This window comes from Micromonospora sp. MH33, assembly GCF_003013775.1.
Taxonomy (GTDB): Bacteria; Actinomycetota; Actinomycetes; order Mycobacteriales; family Micromonosporaceae; genus Micromonospora; species Micromonospora fulviviridis.
In genome coordinates, this window is record NZ_MUYZ01000336.1 from 1 (window position 1) to 7,070 (window position 7,070).

8 protein-coding genes are annotated in these 7,070 nt (G+C 67.8%); 4 read left to right on the plus strand and 4 right to left on the minus strand.

From position 1 onward, the window contains the following. Window positions 1-343 precede the first annotated feature (343 nt). The 3 genes from B0E53_RS31340 to B0E53_RS31350 all read left to right on the plus strand — a co-directional run bounded on the left by B0E53_RS31340 (window position 344) and on the right by B0E53_RS31350 (window position 2,462). Entirely contained in the window at window positions 344-1,171 is an 828-nt protein-coding gene (locus B0E53_RS31340; protein ID WP_146167833.1) for a cytochrome d ubiquinol oxidase subunit II, read from the plus strand. Window positions 1,172-1,597: 426 nt separating this feature from the next. Then, window positions 1,598-1,960, plus strand: a complete 363-nt coding sequence (locus B0E53_RS31345) for a GNAT family protein (protein ID WP_246835688.1) — start codon at window positions 1,598-1,600, stop codon at window positions 1,958-1,960. 130 nt (window positions 1,961-2,090) lie between these two features. Next, a complete protein-coding gene (locus tag B0E53_RS31350; RefSeq protein WP_107079284.1) occupies window positions 2,091-2,462 on the plus strand; it encodes a VOC family protein in 372 nt (123 codons plus the stop codon). Between the two features lie 364 nt (window positions 2,463-2,826). Here B0E53_RS31350 and coaD read toward each other — a convergent pair whose 3' ends face one another. From coaD to B0E53_RS31375, 4 genes are all read right to left on the minus strand, one after another. Continuing rightward, the gene (coaD, locus tag B0E53_RS31360; protein ID WP_246835689.1) at window positions 2,827-3,282 is read right to left on the minus strand and encodes a pantetheine-phosphate adenylyltransferase; all 456 of its coding nucleotides are present in this window, start codon (window positions 3,280-3,282) and stop codon (window positions 2,827-2,829) included. A 177-nt stretch (window positions 3,283-3,459) separates the two neighbouring features. Beyond that, window positions 3,460-4,098 carry a hypothetical protein gene (locus tag B0E53_RS31365; protein WP_107079285.1) on the minus strand — a complete coding sequence of 213 codons (639 nt, stop codon included), beginning with the start codon at window positions 4,096-4,098 and terminating at the stop codon, window positions 3,460-3,462. Window positions 4,099-4,189: 91 nt separating this feature from the next. Then, the gene (locus tag B0E53_RS31370; RefSeq protein ID WP_107079286.1) at window positions 4,190-4,474 is read right to left on the minus strand and encodes a hypothetical protein; all 285 of its coding nucleotides are present in this window, start codon (window positions 4,472-4,474) and stop codon (window positions 4,190-4,192) included. A 272-nt stretch (window positions 4,475-4,746) separates the two neighbouring features. After that, complete coding sequence (locus tag B0E53_RS31375) at window positions 4,747-5,337, minus strand: heme-degrading domain-containing protein (RefSeq protein WP_246835690.1); 591 nt, start codon at window positions 5,335-5,337, stop codon at window positions 4,747-4,749. Window positions 5,338-5,907: 570 nt separating this feature from the next. Between B0E53_RS31375 and B0E53_RS31385 the strand changes: the two genes are divergently transcribed. After that, on the plus strand, window positions 5,908-6,513 hold the full coding sequence (locus B0E53_RS31385; protein WP_107079287.1) for a YdeI/OmpD-associated family protein: 606 nt from the start codon (window positions 5,908-5,910) through the stop codon (window positions 6,511-6,513). Window positions 6,514-7,070: the final 557 nt, after the last annotated feature.

Genomic DNA, 7,070 nt, shown 5'->3' on the forward strand with positions numbered 1-7,070 from the left:
GTATCCCCGCGGCCCGCGCCGCCCTGCCCGCTCTCCGCCGTGTCCACCCGCGCCATCGCCTGTCCTCGTCTACTGCCGGTCACTGCTGCATCCTCGGGTCCTGGATGGGATCGGGATACATTCTCGGGCAGCAGACGTCGTCGATCGCTTCGGGGCGCAATTCGTAGTGCCAGGCCCCGTTGCGAAAGATCCGGCACAGCCCATACTCGGCGCCCCGCGTGGCCACCCACGCCCTCGCATCGCGCGCGGCTCGCCGCCGGCCTACATGTAAGTTGCCGTCGGTGTCGCGGGCGCCTGAGAAACGTTACTCGTCAACTTCGCAGCGGTAGGAGAACTCTGGCAGATGACGTCGGGCAACGGTTGGCGCTGGTGGCTGAGCGTGGCCGGTGCTGGGTTGGGATCGTTGCCGCTGTGGCAAGGTACGCCGCTGCTCGCTGTAGTGGCGGCGATCTGCGGCCTGACCATAGTCGGTTCGTGGGCGTGGGGTACCCGTGCTGGCCGTGCTACCGGCGTGACGCTTGGTGCCGGTTGGATCGCTGCACTGATCACCACGTTCGCCGTCTCGCAATGGCCTCACAACCTGATTGCCCCACCGTGGCTCGACTGGTTCGTGGTCTGGTTGCTGATCGGCGGTGTGTGCCTGGCCGCGTTGGTCATCGACTGGAGCGTGCACGCTCGCTCGGCTCGTCACCGAATCGAACACACTCCGCCAGCCGCCCACGCGCGGTGGGTCGTCTCTGTGGCGCTGCTCGCCAGCATGGTGCTTCTGTGCGGTTGCGGGCTCGGCCTGGTCCAAACCGACGGCGATGGTTCACTGCGTATCGCCGCCCGCGACGACGAGGTCCTTCCATTACCGGCGTCGCTGCGCCTGGTGTCAGCCGACAGATGCGCCGATGGCGGCAGCAGCGGCAACTGCACGGCCGAGTTCGTGGTGACGGCCGCCGACGGTGCCGGCCGGGCAACGACGGTGACCCGGCTCGTCGAGCACCTTCGCAGCCGCGGTTGGCCACTCGAGCCGAAACGTGGCCTCTATACCGGCGACCGCGAGACCGGCGGCATCCTGAACTGGACACCGCACCATGCGTGGCTGTACGTCGACGCCGAGCCGACATCCATCCTGCGATCGGCACCACCGCCCGACGCGGTTGTCGTCTACATCGGCAACCTCTGACACAGCAGCGCCCTTGCGGTGCTCGCCAGCGGCGCGCTACTCACCGCATCCGCTCATAGCCGCGATCACGGCGCCGGCTCACCGGTCGCTGAACGGCCGGATCTGTCGATGAGCGAGGACGTCGTTCCGCCCGCCCGCCGAGAAACCCATTGCGAGTGACCGGCACCGGATGTCTGGTTGATCGGCCACCAATCACCGGAGGGAACATGACGCGCATGTCGCTGCCCACCCCCACGCTGCACACCACTCGCCTTCGACTGCGTCCCTTCGACGACGGGGATGCGAACGACCTGTTTGCGCTGCACAGCAGCGCCTACGTGCTGCGCTACTGGGACGCGCCGCCGTGGAGCGACCGCGTGCGCTCCGAGCGGTTCATCACGGATTGCCGGCAGATGGCGGAGGGGGGGCACCGGGGCGCGGCTGGCCGTGGATCGTGTCTCCGACGGGGCGTTCATCGGCTGGTGCAGCCTGAACCGGTGGAATCCGGACTACCGCAGTGCATCGCTGGGCTACTGCTTCGACGCTGCGGCGTGGGGCCACGGCTACGCGACGGAGGCGGCGCGCGCTCTGCTGCGCTGGGCATTCGACACGCTGGACCTGAATCGCGTCCAGGCTGAGACCGATACACGCAACGTGGCATCTGCCCGCGTGCTGGAGAAGCTCGGGTTCGTGCGTGAAGGGACGTTGCGGGAAGACTGCGTCGTGAACGGCGAGGTCTCTGACTCCTGGGTCTACGGGCTGATCAGGCGAGAGTGGCGTCCGTCGTCCGAGCCGGTGCCCGCCCGCTGAGTCCTCGCTCCCTCGCGCGACGTCGCCCGGCTGCTCCGGTTCGCTGGGTCGAGGGGTCGGCACCGGGCACTCTCATGCTGCGGATGGTGCGGTGAGCCCGAAGGCCGTAACGATGGCCTACGGTGGGACGATGGACTGGAAGATTGAACTCATCCCGGTTCCGGTGACCGATGTCGACCGGGCCAAGGCGTTCTACCAGAAGGTGGGCTTCAACGCCGACCACGATCACGGGGTGCACGAGGGCCTGCGGTTCGTCCAACTGACGCCACCCGGCTCGGCCTGCTCCATCGTGATCGGCGAGGGCATCACCGACAAGACTCCCGGCACACAGGAAATCCAGGTTGTGGTCGCCGACGCCGAGGCGGTACGCCGGCAACTGCTCGACGCCGGCGTCGATGCCAGCGAGGTCGAGGCGCAGCCATGGGGCAACTTCGTCTACTTCGGCGATCCTGACGGCAACAGGTGGTCGCTGCAGGCGATCGAGTCACGTCCCAACGGCTGATTGACGGGTGCGCGGCAAGGGCGGCACGGCCGTCCTCGTTCCGCTGCCACCCGCGGTCGCCAGGGCCATCGTCCGGGCCGTCGACGACCGCACCAGTGGCCGATCCTGCGCGGCACACACGGTGGGCGGATGGACCGGCACGCCGCCACCCGCCGACCCAACCACCTGGCCCCAGACCGCGCGGGGATCCGAATGCCGAGGATTCACCCCCACATGCTGCGCCACACATTCGTGACCACCATGCTCGACCCCGGCGTCAGCCTGCGCGACTTGCAGATCGCCGCCCGCGAACCACCATGCGCTACGAGCGTGCCCGCAAAAGCCTGGACCGGCATCTTGCCACCGTTCCAGTTACCCCTGGGGGTCATTCTGCGGAGTTCTGGGAGGGACGGGCCCGCCGTGCCGAACGGTATGCGCGTGCGACCGTGGACGAAGTGGCGACCAGCTGCGGACGGGCCGGCACCCAGACGGTCTGAATGCCGAGTTGCGCGTTCATCGCAGCGAGCTGGTACTCCTGGCGAAGGTCCGCGGCCGTACGTACGCCGCGGACGATGACCGTGGCGCCGCGGCGCACGCAGTAGGCGGTGGTCAGGCCGGTCCAGGTGTCAACCTCGACATTGCCCCAGGCTGCCGGCATGGCATCGCGCACGCGTGCGGCCCTGACAGTGGCCTCGGCGGTTGGTTGCTTGTCGGCGTTAACCGCCAGCAACACGATGACCTGATCGAACATCACCCGGGCGCGGGCCACAACGTCCCGGTGCCCCGGGGTGAACGGATCGAACGTACCGGGATAGATCGCCAGCGAACCATGTGCCGGCACGACTCCAGGAGTTGAGGTAGCCGTCACCGCGTCTCCAACCACATGGCCACGATCATGCCAGCAGTGCAGGTGCCGACCCGACTTTGGGCCTTGCCGTCACCGCCGACCACCGCAGACATCCTGATCTGCCGCGTGCTGCGCGTTCGGGGTCTGCTGCGGTCCGTGCGTCGGGTGTTGTCAATCCCCGGGGAGGACATACCACCAGCCGTCGCCGAGGTGCTGCCCACCGGCGACCCGGGCGGGTTCGCCGAAGAGGTCGATGAGCAGGTCGGGGCGGGGTGCGGCGTCGAGGTAGACGTATCCGCCGGCGTCGTCGGGGATGCCGACCCATTGGGGCAGGAACACCACCGGCTTGCCGTCCTGGCTGCCGACGACGGCCGCGCGGCCGTTGGTGGACAGGTCCCGAAGGTGCAGGGGGAGGAACTCGCCGTAATAGCCGCGGGACGTGCCGATCCGCCCCTCCCGGACCCCGTCGGCCACTGCGTTGAACGCCCAGCGGTGTGTGATCCAGTACGACGCGGGGTGGAACAGCCCCCAGTTGGTGAACCAGGCGCAGGTTACCAGTAGGAGCGCCGCGGTGGTGAGCGCCGTCGCACGTCTGGCCGGGGTGCGGTAAGCCAGTCGCACTGTCAGGGCGATGGCGCTGAGCCACACGGCGAGCTCGGACGGCGGAACCACGAACAGTAGGAGGGAGGCGTTCTGCAGGTTGGCCAGTTCGATCCAGGCCACCCCGAGCCAGGCTGCCAGCACGGCCACCCCGTCGTATCGCCGCACCGAAAGCTTCGCTGCGGCGGTGACCGTCTCCGCGTCCGACACGACGACATCATGCCCGGCGACGTCCCCGCACGCTCATGGCCGGGAAGTGGTAGTCCGGTCGTTGACGCCGATGCCAGCAGAGACTCACGTCCTACTCGCCGGCCGAGTCCCAGACACGCTCGAACGCGTCTCGCGCAATCGTGTAGCTGTTCCAGTCCTCGTCCGGGTCATTGAGGCTCGCCTGCCCCAGGCCTCCGTACTGGTCGTCCTCGTGTCCAGGCCCGTAGCGGAGGACCGGCCCGTCGTCGTACGCCTCAATCTGCCGAACGGGCCAGCCATCCTCACCGACCTCGAAGTACCAGGTGGAGTGTCCCCAACCGTCAAACTCGTCGCCTCGTGACTCATCCCAGCGACGGCGGAAGAAGCGACTCGGCACAGCGGAAGCCTACGGCGCGCACACCTGCCGCAGACCCCGCGTCACGCACGGCAAGCAGTGGGCGTGCGCAGTCTCGGGCGGTGGCCGCTGGTTGCTGGGTTGCTGCGGTGGCGTGGAGGCGATCGGAGGGGTGAACACCAAGACCGGTTGGGGAAAGCGTCAGATGTCCAGGCGTATCGGCTTCCGCTCCTACGACACCGCATCCTGCTCGGCTGACCTCGCCCTCCGTCACCGCCGAGAGTGAGACAGCCGAAAAGTTGAGAAAGAGCCGTTCACGAGACGGCCCCCTTCTCGGAGCTCTTGGAATCCAGGAAGAGTTCGAGGGCCTCGACGACGAGGCGGTGGTCGTCGAGTTGGGGCAGTCCTGAGACGGTGACGGTGCCGACCGGGCCGGTGCCCCTGAGGATGATCGGGAAGCAGCCGCCGTGCGCGGCGTACAGGGCCACGTCGAGGTGGGATTGTTCCTCGAAGGTGGTGCCGCGGTCGCGGTAGGTCTGGCCCACGAGGTAGGAGCTGTGCCCGAACCGGCGGACAACGTGGATCTTGCGTTCGATCCAGTCGTCGTTGTCGGCAGAGGTGCCGGGCAGTGCGTAGTGGAAGAGTTGGTGGTCGCCGAGGCGGATGTCGACGGTGACAGCATGGCCGCGCTCTCTGGCCAACCCGACCAGGCGAGCTCCCAGGGCCCAGGCGTCGTCATGGTCAAAGCGGTCGAACTGGAGGCGTTCTTCCTGCTCCCGAAGCTCCGGCATCACGGCGTACCGTTCCTTTCCTCGATCGTCAGAACGATCTAAGCAGAGGAAGAACCGGCGAGCGCAACGTTCATCGTGCCGTACATCCATCAGCAGATCGGGGTCATGCCGCATCCGCTTCTGCCGCTGAACACGCGCGACCCCGTACGAACTAGAGGTGGTCGCAGTACGGAGAGCAACGACGGCCAAGGGTGTGGCCCAGGTCCCGCAGAGGAGTGCCCAGGCGCTCGACCTCCTCGGCGGTGGGCGGAGTGATGGCTGCGCCAGCCGCGATGTGCTCTCCGGCCTCGTACAGCGCGACGTACAGATCTTCGGCCGTTGCGCGGTCGAGCCGCAGAACGATGTCATCCCCCCATGCGTAGACCCTAATCGCACGTCTCGCGGCACCGGTTGGCCAAGGTCGGGTGTGCGGTCTGCCGCCGATCGGGCGTCACGGTACGCGGCGGAGAAACTGCTGCAGCCAGCACGGTTGTACCGGGAAGTGCGCAATGAACTCATCGGCACAACGCTCCGGCGGGAGCGTCTGACGACGAGGCCAGACAGGACGAGCCCCTTCGCGAGGGTCGGCGTTCGGCGCGTCTCGGGCCGCGATTACGGATGCCTCGGCGCATCTCACCTGTGGGCGAAGATAGCGCTGGCCCAAAGGCAGATGCTGCGGCAACGACGTAGCGATAGCCTGCCGTCATGGGGAGCGCCGAACTGGATGAGTTGATCGTCGCGGACGCCGACGCGCTGCGCGCGTGGTTGTCGGCCAACCACGCCACGTCGCCCGGGATCTGGCTCGCCCTGACCAAGAAGGGCGGCACAGTCACGACGCTGACCTGGCAGCAGGCGGTCGACGAGGCCCTGTGTTTCGGCTGGATCGACGGGCAGGCCCGTAAACGGGATCAGGAAACCTCCTGGATCCGGTTTACCCCTCGCAGGCCCCGCAGTTCCTGGTCACAACGCAACGTCGCCCACGTGGCCCGGCTGGAAGCGCAGGGGCGAATGCTGCCCCCAGGCCGCGCCGCGGTGGAAGCCGCGAAGGCGGACGGGCGGTGGGCGGCCGCCTACGCCCCACCTTCGGAAGCCGAGGTGCCGGCCGACCTGCTCGCCGCCATCGCCGCCGACCCCGCCGCTCAGGCCATGTTCGACGTCCTCACTAAAACCAACCGGTTCGCTCTCATTTACCGCGTCAATGCCGTCAAACGGGCGCAGACCCGTGAGCGGAAGATCGGCGAGTTCGTCGCCATGCTGGCCCGTCACGAGACGATTTACCCGCAGAAGGCCAAGCCTCCGAACTCGCCGTAATCGGACATCTTCATGATCATGTTCAGGCATTTGCCGCCGACCGTGCGCCCACCAGCCGCTACCGCGCCACTCTGCCGACGCTTTGAGTTCGCGCGGTCGACAGGCCCGGACGGCGTCTTCCGAGGCTTCTGAGCGCAGTTGCTGGCCGGCCCAACGCCGGCGCCCGGATGAACTGATTTGCCGCCGAGCGGGCGCAATGCTCAGTCGACGAGGTGCGGTGGGGCGAACGCCCGATCGGGCCGACAGCGTGCGCGATGACGGCCAGGCGATCTGCGTCAGCGAGTGGTTCGCCGACCGAACGTTCGACGGCTACCGTGCGGTGTTGGCCGCAGGTGCCGGTGGGAACAGTTGGCGCAGTGTTGGGCCAACGGCGGTGGCGAGCGTGCCGTCGTCGCCGGAGTAGCGCCGTCGGCGGCAGTGACACGCTCGGCACCTCGCACAGCGTCCGGGAGACCTTCAACGGCAGCCGCCACAAGTGCGGTTTTACGCGTTCGGGTCCCAGTCTGCGAGCTGCTCCATCGGCTCGGTGTCGCCGGTGGTCTCCAGGCCGTCGAGCG

What these genes read in the sequence shown, in the direction of transcription:
- B0E53_RS31340 (WP_146167833.1), top strand. Translation starts at nt 344, where the DNA reads ATGACGTCGGGCAACGGTTGGCGCTGGTGGCTGAGCGTGGCCGGTGCT.
- B0E53_RS31350 (WP_107079284.1), top strand. Translation starts at nt 2,091, where the DNA reads ATGGACTGGAAGATTGAACTCATCCCGGTTCCGGTGACCGATGTCGAC.
- B0E53_RS31375 (WP_246835690.1), bottom strand. Translation starts at nt 5,337, where the DNA reads ATGCGGCATGACCCCGATCTGCTGATGGATGTACGGCACGATGAACGT.
- B0E53_RS31385 (WP_107079287.1), top strand. Translation starts at nt 5,908, where the DNA reads ATGGGGAGCGCCGAACTGGATGAGTTGATCGTCGCGGACGCCGACGCG.